General features: G+C 31.3%; 14 protein-coding genes. 5 read left to right on the top strand and 9 right to left on the bottom strand.

The features are described 5' to 3' along the window. Positions 1–95 precede the first annotated feature (95 nt). From MHM83_RS01170 to MHM83_RS01160, 3 genes are read right to left on the bottom strand one after another with little or no spacing between them, the layout of a single operon-like run. Complete coding sequence (locus MHM83_RS01170) at positions 96–2,624, bottom strand: TonB-dependent receptor (protein ID WP_239178170.1); 2,529 nt, start codon at positions 2,622–2,624, stop codon at positions 96–98. Further along, the gene (locus MHM83_RS01165; protein ID WP_173358910.1) at positions 2,614–3,525 is read right to left on the bottom strand and encodes a FecR family protein; all 912 of its coding nucleotides are present in this window, start codon (positions 3,523–3,525) and stop codon (positions 2,614–2,616) included. The genes MHM83_RS01170 and MHM83_RS01165 overlap by 11 nt, the downstream gene beginning before the upstream one ends. 49 nt (positions 3,526–3,574) lie before the next feature. After that, positions 3,575–4,084, bottom strand: coding sequence for an RNA polymerase sigma factor (locus MHM83_RS01160; protein ID WP_047790673.1), 510 nt, complete (start codon positions 4,082–4,084; stop codon positions 3,575–3,577). Between the two features lie 128 nt (positions 4,085–4,212). Between MHM83_RS01160 and MHM83_RS01155 the strand changes: the two genes are divergently transcribed. From MHM83_RS01155 to MHM83_RS01140, 4 genes are all read left to right on the top strand, one after another. After that, positions 4,213–5,265, top strand: coding sequence for a hypothetical protein (locus tag MHM83_RS01155; protein ID WP_159610950.1), 1,053 nt, complete (start codon positions 4,213–4,215; stop codon positions 5,263–5,265). Positions 5,266–5,380: 115 nt separating this feature from the next. Beyond that, on the top strand, positions 5,381–6,154 hold the full coding sequence (locus tag MHM83_RS01150) for a membrane metalloprotease (RefSeq protein WP_239178169.1): 774 nt from the start codon (positions 5,381–5,383) through the stop codon (positions 6,152–6,154). A gap of 24 nt (positions 6,155–6,178) precedes the next feature. After that, positions 6,179–6,766, top strand: a complete 588-nt coding sequence (locus MHM83_RS01145) for a porin family protein (protein ID WP_239178168.1) — start codon at positions 6,179–6,181, stop codon at positions 6,764–6,766. A gap of 111 nt (positions 6,767–6,877) precedes the next feature. Beyond that, complete coding sequence (locus tag MHM83_RS01140; RefSeq protein WP_125064421.1) at positions 6,878–7,459, top strand: SAM-dependent methyltransferase; 582 nt, start codon at positions 6,878–6,880, stop codon at positions 7,457–7,459. A gap of 38 nt (positions 7,460–7,497) precedes the next feature. Here MHM83_RS01140 and bioB read toward each other — a convergent pair whose 3' ends face one another. Further along, positions 7,498–8,595, bottom strand: a complete 1,098-nt coding sequence (gene bioB / locus MHM83_RS01135) for a biotin synthase BioB (protein WP_073182195.1) — start codon at positions 8,593–8,595, stop codon at positions 7,498–7,500. A gap of 106 nt (positions 8,596–8,701) precedes the next feature. Then, positions 8,702–9,865, bottom strand: coding sequence for a beta-ketoacyl synthase N-terminal-like domain-containing protein (locus MHM83_RS01130; RefSeq protein WP_239178167.1), 1,164 nt, complete (start codon positions 9,863–9,865; stop codon positions 8,702–8,704). An 88-nt stretch (positions 9,866–9,953) separates the two neighbouring features. Here MHM83_RS01130 and MHM83_RS01125 point away from each other — a divergent pair, with 88 nt between their 5' ends. Then, on the top strand, positions 9,954–10,391 hold the full coding sequence (locus MHM83_RS01125; protein ID WP_047790668.1) for a cytochrome c oxidase assembly factor Coa1 family protein: 438 nt from the start codon (positions 9,954–9,956) through the stop codon (positions 10,389–10,391). Here the strand turns inward: MHM83_RS01125 and bioA are convergent. Genes bioA through MHM83_RS01105 form a run of 4 tightly spaced genes read right to left on the bottom strand, consistent with a single transcriptional unit; the run spans position 10,377 to position 13,754 of the window. Then, positions 10,377–11,642 (bottom strand): adenosylmethionine--8-amino-7-oxononanoate transaminase, encoded by a 1,266-nt coding sequence (gene bioA, locus MHM83_RS01120; protein ID WP_239178166.1) that lies wholly within the window; start codon positions 11,640–11,642, stop codon positions 10,377–10,379. The genes MHM83_RS01125 and bioA overlap by 15 nt on opposite strands. After that, entirely contained in the window at positions 11,620–12,768 is a 1,149-nt protein-coding gene (locus MHM83_RS01115) for a hypothetical protein (protein WP_239178165.1), read from the bottom strand. Before MHM83_RS01115 ends, bioA begins: the two co-directional genes overlap by 23 nt. Continuing rightward, the gene (gene bioD / locus MHM83_RS01110) at positions 12,769–13,377 is read right to left on the bottom strand and encodes a dethiobiotin synthase (protein ID WP_047790665.1); all 609 of its coding nucleotides are present in this window, start codon (positions 13,375–13,377) and stop codon (positions 12,769–12,771) included. It lies immediately after the preceding gene. After that, on the bottom strand, positions 13,374–13,754 hold the full coding sequence (locus MHM83_RS01105; RefSeq protein ID WP_047790664.1) for a putative signal transducing protein: 381 nt from the start codon (positions 13,752–13,754) through the stop codon (positions 13,374–13,376). Before MHM83_RS01105 ends, bioD begins: the two co-directional genes overlap by 4 nt. Positions 13,755–13,757 lie beyond the last annotated feature (3 nt).

Below are 13,757 nucleotides of genomic sequence, written 5' to 3'. Positions count from 1 at the left end.
CATTCAATTTTTAGAGGAGCAAAGTTAAGAAAATGTTACGATGTTTTTTGAAGTGAATAATGTTAAAAATTAAATGAAGTTTATAATTAATAATCTTAGAAGTTAATTCTAAAGCTAAGGTTGGGGGTGAATGGTAAAGAATACGTATTTATTTCTTTTACATTATCTGTATTATTTTCATCAACAATATAATAGGTGTTTATTATATTGTTTCTGTTGCTAATATTTGTGAAACCAACTCTTATAGTTGATTTTAGATTTTTTGTGAAATTAAAGTTATAGCTTCCAGAAGCATTAATTCTGAAGAAATTAGAATGCCTTTCTTTATTTGGAGTATCATAATTTACAATAACTCTATTACCGTCTTGAATGGTTTCATTGTCTTTTACAGGTTTTGTGTATGGGGTTCCCGAACGTAGAATAGCACCTAAAGAGAGCTTAAAATTATTGGTAATGTTATAGTTAATGGCACTACTAAAAGAGTGTGTGATATCTAAACTACTAGGAAAAGTATCAGGAGTAAAAGTTTCAAATGTATAATTATTTTCCGTAAAGGAGTAGCTTAACCAACTACTAAGTTTTTTAGTTCTTTTATTAATTAAAAATTCAATACCTTTTACCTTATAGTTTCCTATAGAATTTAGTGTTTGAACATTGTTATAAAAACCTTGATTGGCAACAGTTATACCATCAACAAATTTATAAAAACCAGTAAGATCTATTTGTAAGTTATTTTTTGAATACTCTGCTCCAAAAGATACTTGTTTACTTTTAATAATAGGCGTTTTATCATTGTCAGCCAAAATCCATCTTCTTTTTTCTATACCTAAAAAGTTGTCTTGAAAATCTATCTTCTGTGCAGTTGTTTGATTTTTAAACTCTCCTTTTAATTTTAAAAATAGACTATTATAAAGTTGTTGTCTTAAGTTAATCCTTGGTTCTATGATAAGTTTATTAAAATCGTGAAAATAATTAGCACGAAAACCTACTCTAGCATAAGTGTTATTCTTACGATAAACTACCTCAGAAAAAAGAGCAGATTTAAGTAAAACTTCTTTTACAGATTTAGAAAATGTAGGAGCATTAACTGTTGTTTTGTTAGAAACACCTATTTCATTAAAAACAGCACCGTTTGTAAGTTGAAAAACATCTGAAAAATGATGATTAGTAATAAGCCTAATTTCAGACTCTAAAACCTTGTTAAATTGAGTTTGAAATTGATCAGTTTCTCTGTTAAAGTCTGATGAATTTATTGTATAATCAGAAATAAAAGTAGAGAGTTCTGTAGAAAATTTGGGCGACCAATTGGCATTCCAACTAATATTAGCTCCAAGATTCTCTTGTTTTAAATTACTGTTTTCTTCTACTGTTGAACCATTGTTTGTATATTCTTCTGTGTATTCTAAGTTGTTTTTTATACTTATTAAATTAGCTCTTAATGAATGATTTTTATTGATGTCATATAACACTTTAAAAGAGTAATCATAGAAGTAGAAATCAGTAGAGGCTTCACTTTCTTTATTGGAAGCTATAGAGTTTTCTTGAAAGCTTCTACTAAAATATTTGTCGTAGGTTGGGGTATCAAAAAAATCGGTATAAGACCTCCTTGCTGAAGCATGAATTTCGAGTTTTTTAGTTATAGGAGCCTGTAAAAAAGCGTCTGCACTTAGCAAATTAAAACCAGCACCTCCAGAGAATGTGTCAGTAATTTTGTTGTTGGTTTGCATGTTTACGGTACTGGAAACACCATCGCTAAACTTTGTACTAGTACCATTTTTGGTCACTGTAGCTTTTTCTGTTAAATATGGATTATATGCAGAAATTAAACCAAAAAAATGACTAGTGTGGTACATCTTAATTCCATCCCAAAGCATTAAGTTTTGATCGTTTGTTCCGCCTCGCACATTAATGTTCGATACACTTTCATTCACACTTTCTACACCAGGAAGTACTTTAATCGTTTTTAAAATGTCTGGTTCTATTAACCCTGGAAGAATTCCGAAATTTTTAGTTTTTAAAACGGTACCTCCATCGATGTTCTTTTGGAGACCAGTAGTTAAAAAGTTAGGAATAATTACTTCTGATAACTCTTCTGACAAACTTTCTAGATATATTTCTTTACACAAGTTTTGAGAGAATAAATCTTTGGCTGGTAGTATAATAGGTTTGTATCCAATGTAAGAAATAGTAATGTTTGCATTTGCAGGAACTGAGTTGATGTTGAATTCACCGTTAGTATTAGATGTAGTTCCATTACTAGTATTATTAACTAAGATGGTAGCTAAAACCAATGGTTCAAGTGTATTACTGTTTACTATTGTTCCACAAATAGGAATTTTCTTTTTTAAGTACGATACAGTAATAAACCGATTATCTAAAATTTTAAAATTAAAGATAGTAACAGATTCTAAGTAGTTTATAGTTTCAGATAATGATAAACTATCATCAGGTTTGTCAATGTATACACTTTCTAAATCCTTATCAGAATACGTAAAAGTTACCTGATGTTTTTTTTCAATTTCAACCAAGACATCTTTCAGTAAATTTTTGGTAATAATGTCCTGTGCTTTGATAGCAAAGGAAAATAGGAAGAGAAATAAAAAAGTAGTTTTTTTATTGACCATTCTTGTAAATAGTAATGCTTTTTTCTTCTATTTTATATGATAATTGTAAAGGAATTGTAACTGCTTGCAAAGCTACATTTATGTCTTTGTGGGTAAAACCACCAGTATAAAGCTGTTCTAAATTAACATCCTTAGTTTTTATAACATAACCATATTGGTTTTGTAAGTCGTCTAATACAAATTGTAAAGGAGTACTTTTAAAATTAGACTCATCTTGTAACCAAGATTTATTATTAATATTAAAAGTATTTAAAGTGTCAATTTTACCATTTACAACTTTAAATATTTTTCCCTTAGCTAATTTAATTAATGAGTTGTTATAGTCTACACTAACTAAACCTTCGTAAGTTTTTACTTCAAAATAATTCTTTCTTTCTTTAACGTTAAATTGGGTTCCTAAAACAGTAACTTTTCCAATAGAAGTATTTACGGTAAAAGATTTTCCTTTTTTGACTTTAAAAAAAGCTTCTCCCTTAAGTTGTATATCTCTACTATTTTTCCAATCCTTTTTGTTGAAAGATACAGTGGAATTTGCATTTAAAATCACTTCAGATTCATCTGGTAAGTTAAAGGTTTTTGTTTCTGCATATTGGGTACTAAAGTTTACTGAATTATTGAAAAGTAAGAAATAAGAAGAAACTAGTAAAACAATAACTGCGGCAGCATATTTATAAAAGTTCTTGTAGTTTAATGGAACAACCTTACTTTTTTTAGTAGTAGCTTTTTTCAATTCAAATTCTTTAAAAGCCTTTTCAATATCCACTTTAGGAGTTTCTATGTGAGAAGAATAATGCGCTATTTTTTCAAGATTTTTAAAGTTTTTATCTTGTTTTAATAGAAACAGTTCTTCATCGGAGATTTCTCCGTTTAACCATTTTAATATGTATTGTTCATCTTTCATTTTGTGCTTAACTAACTTTTAGACAATAAAGAAGTAAATTTCCCTACCCTTACAATAATTCTATTTTTGATCTCAATTTTTTTAATGCTGAAGACATCCTTTTTTCAACAGCTTTTTGCGAGATATTTAGTAACTCAGCAATTTCTCGATATTTTTTACCGTCTATTCTATTCATTAAAAAAACCTCTCGTTCAGCCTCTGTTAAATTTTCAATAGCATTTTTTAGTTTGTTTTTAAACTCTTCTTCTTCTAATAAATATTCCGGACTTTGATTATTTATATCCAAATACGGAGCGCTTTTAGCATAGTTTAAAACAACTTTTTCATGCTTTAATTTGTTTAAAAAAAGGTTGTTTACACTAGTAAATAAGTACGATTTTGCCTTTTCATATGATATTTCTGAACATTTTTCCCACATTTTTAAAAAAGCTTCTTGTATTAAATCTAGGGCAGTATCTTTATCGTTAGATTTATAAGATGAGAAGTTAGTAACGAATTGAATATTAGATTTGTAAAACGCATTAAAGTCTTCCTCATTACACAGTGATTTTTTAGTCATATGAATGCTTTTATAGAGTTAAAATAGAAAAAAAATCGAAAACAAAGGTAGGGTAAAACGATTTATAGTTTTCTAAAGGACAGAAAGAGCTCAAAAAACAAATGTTTAAAAAATTAAAATTTATTAAGATGAAAACGATAAAATTAATAACCATACTTGCATTAGCTACTTTGACAATTTTTACCTCATGTCAATCAGAAGAAAATGAACAAGTAGGTACAAATCCAAATGCAAATACCCCAACTTCTGAAACGGCAAAGAAGTATAAAAGAACAGGTATGAACGATGGATCAGAAGATGATTTTTTGGATGGAAATTCATGTGCTGAGTTATTGTTTCCAATAACAGCAACTATAAACGGTAAAGAAGTGACTATTATAAATGAATTAGACTATAGTTTAGTTCTTGAAATAATGGATGAGTTTAATGATGATGATGATACCGTAGTTTTTAATTTTCCAATAACAGTAAAGTTAAATAACTATACAGAAGTAACTATAACTTCGCAAACAGAATTGGAAGAATTAAATAGAAAATGTGATGAAGCATCAGATGAAATGGAGGATGCTATCTCTTGTGCAAAAATAGAATATCCAATATCAATGCTCACTTATGATGTTAATTTAGAACAAACAGGTACTGTTGTAATCGAATCGGAAAAACAGTTGTACAACTTTGTAGATAGCTTAGATTCAAGCGAATTATTCTCTGTTAAGTATCCAATAACTATAACTTTAAATAACGGCAGTTCTGTGAAAGTTAATAGTGATTCTGAATTTGAAGACGCTATTGAAGAGTGTACCTCTTATGAAGAAGAAGAGGAAGCAGCAGAAGTAGCAGCCGACGAGTTAGAAACCATTATCAGTAAAGCTAAATTTAAGGTAGAAAGCTTTATTCAGGCAGGAGTAGAAAAAGCTGACGAATATGCTGCATATACTATAGAATTTACAAATGAAGGGAAATTAATAGCAAGAAATATAGTAAACACAACTTTAGAAAATATCGAAGGAGAATATGATGTAGAATCAGATACAAGAGTCCTTTTAGAAGTTGAGTTTGAAGCGGGAACTGTTGTAAGCGCTTTAGGTAATGAATGGGTTGTAACTACTTATACAAGCACTTTACTTACATTACAAAGTACAACAGATACTTCAATAACATTAACATTTAAAAAGATATAAAGAAAAAATCTTTTAAGCTAGTTGATTTTGGAACTTTATGGCTACGCTAGTAGTAGCCTAAAGTTTTAAAAAACCAATGATATTCAAATTACGTAAGTAAGATAAAGAAAGAATAATGAGAAAAAAGTTTTTTACAGTTTTACTATTCAGTGTTTTGATTTGGGGATGTTCCAAAGAAAGTGAACCAATAATTAATGATGGTGTTGAGGTTGCAAAAGAGAATAGAAAACCTACGGGAGCATCAGCAAATGAGTTATTATCAGACAATGTTTATAAAAAAATGATTGTAGAGTTAGCTTATGTTGAAGGATTTGAACCAACTGAAGAGGCAAAGAATAACTTTAAAAACTTTATTGAAGAAAGAACTTTCAAACCAAACGGTGTAGAATTATATACGAAATCAATACCTACTATAGGAAAAGAAGTATATACAATCAATGATATTGTAACGATTGAAAACGAGCATAGAACTTATTATAACACACAAAATACCATAGCGGTTTGGGCATTGTTTATAAATGGTAAATCTTCAAAAGATTCCGATTCTTCTTTTGTTTTAGGCACTGCATATTATAATACATCGTTTGTAATTTTTGAAGAAACTATTAGAGAACTAAGCAATGGAACATTTGAGCCAGAAAGAAGCTTATTAGAGTCTAGTGTAATCCATCATGAATTCGGACATATTTTAGGACTTACAAATTTAGGAACCCCTTTACAAATAGACCATGAAGATGTAGATCATCCAAAACATTGTAACGAAGAAAGTTGTTTAATGTATTGGGCAGCAGAAACTAGTCATGGTATTGGAAACGTATTCTCATCAAATAAAATTCCAACATTAGATAGCCAATGTATAGCAGATTTACAAGCTAATGGTGGAAAGTAGATCGTAAAATTAAATCAATAAAAGATGAAAAAAATTCAGTTAGTAATAGTATTTATAACAATGATTAGTGCATCTATAGTTGCACAAGATAGTAGTAAAAAGTCCAAAGCTGGTATTAAAGGAGGATATAACTTGTCTGCAGTGAGTTTTAATGGAGGTTCGGAAACAGAGCAGCTACATGGATTTCATATAGGTTTTTATGGAGAGTCATTTATAGGAAATAGTGTTTCACTTCAATTGGAACTATTATACTCACAACAAGGGTATAAAATTATAGATGGAGGAGGTACTTATAAGCAAGAGCTAGATTATATAAATCTTCCTTTAATGGTAAAACTGTATCCTTCTGAAAACTTTTTTTTAGAGGCAGGGCCTCAAATAGGACTTTCAATAGCACATAAAGAAACCTTTGATAGTGGCTTTATTCTGTATGATACCTCAAAAGAGTTTGATCCTAGGAATTTTGATTGGGGATTAAATTTTGGTGGAGGTTTTAAAACAAATAGTGGAGTAAGTTTAGGAGTAAGGTACCATCTAGGATTGAATGATATTTATGATGAAGACAAACCCAAAAATAGAGTCTGGCAATTTTACATAGGGTTTGACTTCTAGTAAAAAAGCGATGTTTAAGCATCGCTTTTTTTGATATTAAGTTATCATCTTAACAGTAGTTAAATTAAATAAGCTTTATTTTTAAATTTGTAAAAATAAAAGTAAGAAGAAATGATAGAGTTGTCAGAAACATTTTGGAATAATAAGTACTTACATAATAAAACAGGATGGGATTTAGGAAAGATATCCAACCCGTTAAAAGAATATGTTGATCAATTAGAAGATAAAAGTATTCAGGTTTTAATACCTGGAGGAGGAAACTCATACGAGGCGGAGTGTTTATTTAATAAAGGATTTAAGAATGTTTTTGTAGTAGATATTGCTTCAACACCGTTAAAAAGAATTCAAAAAAGAGTTCCTAACTTCCCAAAGGAAAATTTAATTCATGCTGATTTTTTTGAATTAAAAGGCACTTTTGATTTGATTATAGAACAGACTTTTTTCTGCGCTATCAATCCAGGGTTAAGACTAAAGTATGCACAAAAAGCACATGAATTACTAACTAATAAAGGTAAACTAGTTGGTTTGCTGTTTGATGCAGTACTAAATGAAGACCATCCACCTTTTGGAGGGAATAAAAATGAATATGAAAAATACTTCGCACCCTATTTTACAGGAAGTATGGAACCTTGTTACAATTCATCAGGAGGAAGAAAAGGTATGGAGCTGTTTGTGAAAATGATAAAAAAATAACCGTTAAATTTAATTCAACGGTTATTTCTTATTTGATATTAGGCTCTTATTTCTTTAGCCTCTTGCTTCTTTTGTTCGTTACGCTCAATTTTATGGTCTGGTCTTGTCCATTTTGGTTTTTCACCTAACGATTGGTATTGTGAGTTTTCTGCTTCAACAGATTCTCTTTGTTCATGCTTAAAGAAAGGCTTTTGTGTATTTAAACCTAAATCTTCAAACATTTTCATGTCTTCATTAATATCAGGATTTGGAGTAGTTAATAATTTGTCTCCTGCAAAAATTGAGTTTGCACCAGCAAAGAAACACATTGCTTGACCTTCTCTACTCATTTGCGTTCTACCTGCTGATAAACGTACTTGTGAATCTGGTAATACAATACGAGCAGTAGCTACCATACGAACCATTTCAAAAATGTTTACAGGAGGTTGCTCTTCTAACGGAGTTCCCTCAACTGCAACTAATGCATTGATAGGTACAGATTCTGGGTGTGGAGAGAAGCGAGTTAAAGTTTCAAGCATTCCAGCTCTGTCTTCTAAAGATTCTCCCATACCAATAATACCTCCTGAGCAAACAGTTACATTTGTTTTACGTACATTTTCAATAGTGTCTACTCTATCTTTAAAAGCACGTGTAGAAATTACATCATCGTAATAATCTTCTGAAGTATCAATATTGTGGTTATAAGCATACAAACCAGCTTCCGCTAAACGTTTTGCTTGATTTTCGGTAACCATACCTAAGGTACAGCAAACCTCCATGTCTAGTTTGTTAATAGTACGTACCATTTCTAACACTTGGTCAAATTCTGGTCCGTCTTTTACGTTTCTCCAAGCTGCACCCATACAAACTCTTGATGATCCACCTTCTTTGGCACGTAAAGCTTGTGCCTTAACTTGGTTTACAGTCATCAAATCATTTCCCTCAACATTGGTATGATAACGTGCTGCCTGCGGACAATACCCGCAGTCCTCAGAACACCCACCAGTTTTTATAGAAATTAAGGTACTTACCTGTACTGTATTTGGGTCGTGATATTTTCTATGCATAGTTGAAGCCTCGTACAAAAGCTCCATTAAAGGCTTATTGTATACTTCTAGAATTTCCTCTTTCGTCCAATCGTGTCTAATTTCAGTCATAAATTCGAGTTGTTTGTGGAGGTAAAAATAAAAAATTCCGCTTCGAAAGCGGAATTTTATGACTCTTATTTTTCTTTGTCAAGAGAATCTCTCTTATCGATTGTTTTTAAGTGTTCTTCGTTATGATTAAAACAGAAACCGCATTTCCTCCAAAACCAACAGCGTTTACCAGTATTTTATTGAGTTTTTTTGGAGTGTGTTGAGGTTCAGCAAAGGGAACTTCAATAACTTGTTGGTGTTGTAGCATTAGTACGGCTAATTCTAAACTTAACAAGCCAGAAGCACCAAACGTATGACCGATTTTCCATTTATTGGTAGTTAAAAAAGGTACTTTGTTAGAAAATACTTTTTGAATCGCATTAATTTCCGATTGATCTCCTTTAATAGTTCCAGGAGCATGCATTACAATAGCGTCAATTTCATTTGGTGAAATAGTACCCAATGCCATTTTCATTGATTTTTGAAAACACTCTGCATCTGTTGTTACAGAAGTATTGTGTTTCAAAACTTCAGTAGCATATCCAACCCCTTCAATAAAAGCGATAGCATTTTCTTTACTTCCACTCTCTAAACAAAATACAGAAGCACCTTCTCCCAATACCATGGTGTTTTTGGTTTTGTTGAGGTCAAAAGCCTTACATGGATATTCATCATTTTCTTTAGAATATACTTTTAATGCCTGCATTTGAGCGATGGTAAAATCAGTTAGTGAAGCTTCGCTAGCGCCAATCATAAATTTCTCTGACATTCCCGATTGTAACCAAGCTACACCATTAAGTAACGAATGCAAGCCAGTAGAACAAGTAATAGAATGTGAAATCTCTGGTCCGTTACTCTGTAAATCATGCGCAATCCAAGAAGAAATATTTCCTAAAGTAGTAGTTGGAGAGCTTAAGGTAGATGATTTTCCTGTAGCTAAAAACTCTTTGTGATATTTTTCAAACAAAGAAGTAGCACCGCGAGAAGAACCAATGTTAATTCCAAAGTTATCCGAAGATTTCCAGTCTGTTTGTTCCATTGCTTTTCTAGCAACAAAGAGCGTGTATAAAACAGATGGATCTAAATTTTTATATTTATTATCTGAATTTTGAACCTCCTCAATAGCGTGTATATCCTCATCAGTCAATTGTGCTACCCATGCTTTAGAATCTTCAAACTCTTTAGAGCTTAAAAAATGTTGCTTATTTAGGTAGTTTTTCCAAATTTTTTCAGTAGTGCTTCCTAAGGCTGAAACAGATGCAAATGATGTTATAGAGATAAGTTCTTTCAACACGATAAAATTTCAGCAAAAATAAAAGTAAAATCAAGTATTCTAAAGAAAATAAAAATATTTATCTTGGGATAAAATTATTGAAGTTATGAGTGAGCAACGTCAAAAAAGTTGGTTTGGAAGAAATTGGTTGTGGTTTATACCATTAACAGGATGTTTAGGGTTTATTTTATTAATTGTTTTAGGTGTAGGTGCAGCATTTTTTGGAGTGTCGAAAATAATGACAAGTTCTACTCCTGTTGAATATGCTATTGAGCAGGCATCTAAAAACGAGTTGGTTATTGAAAACTTGGGACAACCTATTGAAAAATATGGAATTCCATCAGGAAATATTTCTCTTACCAATGACGATGGAAATGTAGATTTTTCTATTCCGATAAGAGGAGATAAAGGAGAAGGAACTCTTATTGTTAGAGGAATTAAGATAGATGGAGAATGGGTTTACGAAGATTTATACGTTCATATTAAAGAAACTCAAGAAGAGATTAATTTATTAGAAAAGGAAAAAGTTCTAGAGACTATCTAGAACTTTTTCAATAGTTGTATATATTTTTTCAAGTTGCTCTTTCGTAATTACATAAGGTGGTTGAATGTAAATAGTGTTTCCTAACGGACGTAAGAAAACGCCTTCATCCATAAAAGACTTTAAAAGTTGGTCTCGAAGCGTTCCATAACGACCAGAATTGGTGTTTAAATCAATCGCTAAAATGACACCTTTACATCTTGTGGTGTTTACTTTTGGGTGATTTTCTATCTTTTCGGAAAAAGATATATTAGAGTTTTCAATAAATTGGATGTTGTCCTGAATCTCTTTGGTTTGTAATAACTCAATACTAGCCAATGCAGCACTACAAGCTATTGGATTTGCAGAATAGGTATGGCAGTGGAAAAAACCTTTGGCAATATCATTATCTAAAAAAGCCCTATAAATTTCTTCGGTACATGAAGTAATTGACATAGGAACCAATCCAGCTGTCAATGCTTTACTTAAGCATATGATGTCTGGTTTGGTAGCGACTTCATCAGAAGCAAAATGATTACCAGTTTTTCCAAAACCAGTCATTACTTCATCAGCAATAGTTAAAATGTTATTTTCTTTGCAAATTGCTAAGATGTTATTTAAATCTTCTGCTTTATGAATTTTCATTCCAGCTGCTCCTTGAACTAAAGGCTCGTATATGAATCCGGCAACATTATGTTCTGAAATAATCTGTTGCAATTTTTGTGCGATAGTTTCATTATTTTCACCGTTTGGCACAGGAATACGTTGAATATCCATTAAAAAATCTTCAAATGGGCCATTGTATACTGATAATCCAGAAACAGACATCGCTCCGAAGGTATCTCCATGAAAACCATCCTCAAAAGCAATAAACGTGTTACGTTTTTCCCCTTTGTTAAAATAGTATTGTAAAGCCATTTTAATTCCCGCTTCTACAGCAGTAGATCCATTATCATTAAAAAAGATTCTATTTTGATTTTCAGGAAGAATTTTAATCAATTCTTCTGATAATTTTACGGCGGGTTCGTGGGTGAAATCACTAAACATTATTTGATCTAATGTTTGCATTTGTTCATATACGCGACTTGTAATGTAATCATTACAATGCCCAAACATACAGGTATACCAAGATGAAATAGCATCAATATATTCGTTACCGTGTTCGTCGGTTAGTATGCATCCTTTTGCTTTTACAATTCCTAAACTATTTGGATGTGTTTGATGTTGTTTTAGCGGATGCCACAAATGTTTTTTATCGCGTTCTTGTAAGTTCATAGGTTTCGTTCTTTTGAAAAAGAGCTGTCAAATGTACAATAGAAATACATAAAACCACTCCGAAATAGGCAATAAACAATAGCCACATAATTGAGGCCGAAAACAATTCAGAAAAAAATGCAGGAAAAACTAAAAAAGCTTCTGAAGTGAGTAAGAAAAAGGTATAAGCAATCCAGGTACTTGTATGGGTTTTTGTCTCCAATTCCATCCAAATAAAAGGCAGGTACATTCCTAAAAATAGTAAATGTAACCAAGCTATGAGCATAAACCTGTTCGTTATAACTAAGTTAGAAAAGTAAGGAATACTGCCAAAGCAATTTATAATTCCGATAAATAGTAGTATCCCAAAAAACAATTGGTATGTAAGCTTTTGTTTTGAAAATGATTTCTTTAGTTTTAGGAAAAATAGTGTCAAAATTATTGAGCTAATACCTCCTATAATTTGAATAGCCAGATGATTAAAACTATATTTTAATGAGTGTGTATATAATAGTACAAGAGCACTAATAATTAAGATGATTTGTTTTTTTGATAGCTCAACAGTTGTTCTTTGAAAAAGAATGGCAAGCATCCAAAGAAAAAAGGAACCGAAATACTGAAAGTGTAAGTAGAAAAAAATAGCTTGTTGATACCAAGGGGAACTTTGCATTTTCATTGCCATTAAAGGTCCAAGTGCATACGGACCAATGGAAGAAATAAAATGAAAGATAATTCCTACTTTTATTAATGTTAAAGTTGATTTTTTACCAATTAATCGTTTCCATAGTCTAATTACCAACCAGTAACTAATCCACAAGTGTAAGGTAGAGAATGTAATAGTAACCAATGCATACCCTTGAATGATAAACCCTACTAACAAAATGGCAACACAAACCTGTAAAGCAAGATATAATCGATAAGAAGTGTTATCAATTCCATTCGTAAACCTTGTAAAAAGGAGTAGAATTAAAGCATTGAAAACAAAACCCAATAACATAATGTGAGAATGGGAGTGCAATACAAACTTAAACGGAAAGTTAGCAATGCTTCCTGTAAAAGCATAACGCAAAACCAGCCCTATAACTCCTCCTAAAAAACCAAAAATTAAAGGAAAAGACCAAAGATGTTTTGCGGTAACAGGTTTCATTTATAAATTACTTTTAAATAATTCAGCGTATTCTTTAATCACATTCTTATCGAAATAAGGTTCTTCTTCAATCCGTCCAATTACAGGAACATCTGTCATTTTTTTGATAATGTCTTCCGTTGTTTTATGTTCGTTTCCTGAAAAAATCAACGATACTTCAAATCCTTTTTCTTTTAATAAGTTAACTGTTAATAGGGTGTGATTGATACTTCCCAAATAATGACGAGACACAACAACAACTTTATAATCAGGTTTGATAATGTCTAACAAGGTGTTTTTATCATTAAGAGGCACTAACAATCCACCAGCCCCTTCAATAACTAAATTATTTTTAGTCGAAGGTTCTTTTATGTTGTCAATTTCAATAGTCACTCCATCAATTTCTGCGGATGCGTGTGGACTCATTGGTGTTTGTAGCGCATATGCGTTTGGATGAAAAACAGTGGTTGAGTTAGAAATTAGTTTTTCTACCTTATGAGTATCAGAATGTTCTAGGTCACCTGACTGAATAGGTTTCCAGTAATCTGCTTGCAAAGCTTCTGTGACAATAGCAGCAGCAACGGTTTTTCCTACTTCTGTAGAGATTCCAGTAATAAAATATTTTTTCATTTAAAAATTGTTTTACAATCGTTGCAGATGAATTTCTTACTTTCAAAAAAAGGAAAGAGCATAAAAAAGATGTTTTTACGTTGTAAATCGGCAACTAATATTTTTGTAGAATTACATTTTGGACAATGAATGTCGTTTCCTTCTTCATCCTTTACGTAAGTTCTTATTTCGTTATAAACAGTAGCAGCTTTTTCTAAATCATTATTGTGTACCAATAGCTTAACTCCACCAATGGCTTGACTAATTAAAGGATCAGAATCAATTGTTTTTTCATCCATTAACATGGTTCTAATATCTTCTGAATCTAATTTAGCCTTTACAACTTGTGCTTCAGTAGAGTATTCAAACACAGCTAAAATGGTATAATTATCTTGCATTGT

This window comes from Tenacibaculum sp. Mcav3-52, from assembly GCF_022347665.1.
Lineage (GTDB): Bacteria > Bacteroidota > Bacteroidia > Flavobacteriales > Flavobacteriaceae > Polaribacter > Polaribacter mesophilus.
The sequence above is the reverse complement of the archived record's forward strand: the minus strand, read 5'-3'. Positions and strand labels throughout refer to the sequence as shown.